Origin of the sequence: Streptomyces sp. NPDC006265, from assembly GCF_040613555.1 — a bacterium.
Taxonomy (GTDB): domain Bacteria; phylum Actinomycetota; class Actinomycetes; order Streptomycetales; family Streptomycetaceae; genus Streptomyces.
The window spans coordinates 1-1,978 of the sequence record NZ_JBEXSH010001234.1 but is presented as its reverse complement, the minus strand read 5'-3'; the positions used below and the strand labels follow the sequence as shown (position 1 = coordinate 1,978).

The window sequence follows — 1,978 nt, the reverse complement described above, 5'->3', positions numbered from 1 at the left end:
CCCGGGGCGTGCGGGGCGCCGAGCCCGGTGAGCTCCCGGGCCGGCTGTGCGAGGTGGCGGTGGAACTGCTGCCGGTGATCGGCGCGAGTGTGTCGCTGCGCAGCGAGGGCATGCCCGTGCAGCTGAGCGCGAGCAGCGCGCAGGCCGCACACCTGTCGCAGATCCAGGCGACGCTGGGCGACGGCCCCTGCCAGAGCGCGGTGGAGGACGGCGCGCCCGTGCTCGCCTGCGACCTGACCACGGGCCGTGACGCGGGACGCTGGCCGGTCTTCGCCCAGCAGGCGACGGAGGCCGGGGTTCGGGCCGTGTACGCGGTCCCGCTGGGCAGCGGTGCGACGTGCGTGGGCACACTCGACCTGTACCGCGACCGCCCCGGCGCCCTCACCGACCGCCAGCTGCACGTGGCCCGGATCGTGGCCGGAGTGATGACCGTGGCCCTGATGGCGCTGCCGCACGACGACGAGCCGGAGACGCAGGACGGGACGGAATGGCTGAGCGGTCTGGCCTCCGACCACGACGAGGTCTACCAGGCCGTCGGCATGATCATGGCGCAGCTCGGCGTGGGCGCCGACGACGCGCTCGCGCGGCTGCGGGCGGACGCCTTCGCTCACGGGCGTACGGCCCTGGACGTGGCACGGGACGTGATCGCCCACCGCACGCGTTTCGATCGCTGACCGGCGCTGGACGCTGCGCCGGCTGCTGGTCATCGGCCGCTGCCCGCCGTCTGGGACCCGCGTCTGGGATCGGAGGCCGGGGATCGGTGCCTGGCTGTCCGGGGCCGGCGTCTGGGATCGGAGGCCGGGGATCGGTGCCTGGCTGGCCGGGGTCGGCGTCTGGGATGGGAGATCGGGGCCCGGTGCCTGGCTGTCCGGGGTCGGCACGGGGTGCTCGGCGTTTGGGATCGGTGATCGGGATCGGTGCCCGGCTGTCCGGGGTCGGCGCGGGGTGCTCGCGTCTGGGGCCGGCGCCCGAGACCGGGCCGTCAGATCTGCGCCCGCCCCTGCTTCCTGATGTCGGCCAGGCGCTGTGCGCCGAGTTGCACGGCCTGCTGGGTGACCTCCGCGTACACCTCGTCGAGGCCGGCGTTGGTGAGGGTGATCGTCTCCTCGCTGACGCGGACGGCGGTGAGGTCGACCGTGAGGTACGTCGGCTCCCCCTCCTCCGTCTCGCCGGCCAGCGTGACCCGCAGGGCCTGCCGGGCGTCTCCCACCGGCGGCAGCGGCAGGTCGCTGACCTCCACGCTTTGGATGCCGCCGCGGGTGGTCACGGCCGTGAACCGGCCGCATCTGCCGGGCAGCGACTTCATCCAGTCCAGCGTGCGGTCCACGTCGGCCGGGGGGTGGGCGGTGACCCGGTAGTGCAACTGGGCGTCGGTGTCGCCGTCGTCGAGCGCGGACGTCGCCTGCGGGCCCTTCGGGGTGCCGAACGGCTCCTCCGTGTAGAGCGCGTCCAGCAGCCGCTGGCAGTCCCGGTCCTCCGTGGTGGCCTTGAGCAGCCCGTCCCGCCAGGTCCGCGCGCCCCGGGTCGGCACCCACGGCTCCCCGAGGTCGGCCTCGGTGACCAGGGCCGCTCGGGCCTGCGCCAAGGTGAGGGCGGCCCCGGAACCGGCGGGCTGCTCGACGGCGGGTGACGCGCCGGTGGCGGACGCGGAGGCGGAGAACCACCGGGGCCGCGGCTCGTCGTCGACGGAGCAGCCGGCCGCGGCCAGCAGGGCGGTCACGGACAGCGCGGAGGCCAGGAGGGCACGGGTGGCCGGGGGGTGGGTCATCGGGGTGCCTCCTGCGGGGGGCTCATGGAGGCGGCTCCGGGCGGGGCGGGCTCTCCAAGACCGGGTGAGTGCTCTTACGGCACCACCGCGACCGCCCGCCCACCAGCGATACGGGCCGTCCGGGTGACCGGGCCGGGACGCCCCCGCCTCTCACGGGCCGGGGCGCCCTCGCTCCTTACGGGCCGGGACGCCCGCTCCTTACGGGCCGGG

Annotated in this window: 2 protein-coding genes; one reads left to right on the top strand and one right to left on the bottom strand. The window is 75.7% G+C overall.

Annotation, left to right across the window (positions count from 1 at the left end):
* Window positions 1-8: 8 nt before the first annotated feature.
* Complete coding sequence (locus ABZ281_RS47480) at window positions 9-674, top strand: GAF and ANTAR domain-containing protein (RefSeq protein WP_356664847.1); 666 nt, start codon at window positions 9-11, stop codon at window positions 672-674.
* A gap of 308 nt (window positions 675-982) precedes the next feature.
* Here ABZ281_RS47480 and ABZ281_RS47475 read toward each other — a convergent pair whose 3' ends face one another.
* Window positions 983-1,768, bottom strand: a complete 786-nt coding sequence (locus ABZ281_RS47475; protein WP_356664845.1) for a hypothetical protein — start codon at window positions 1,766-1,768, stop codon at window positions 983-985.
* Window positions 1,769-1,978: the final 210 nt, after the last annotated feature.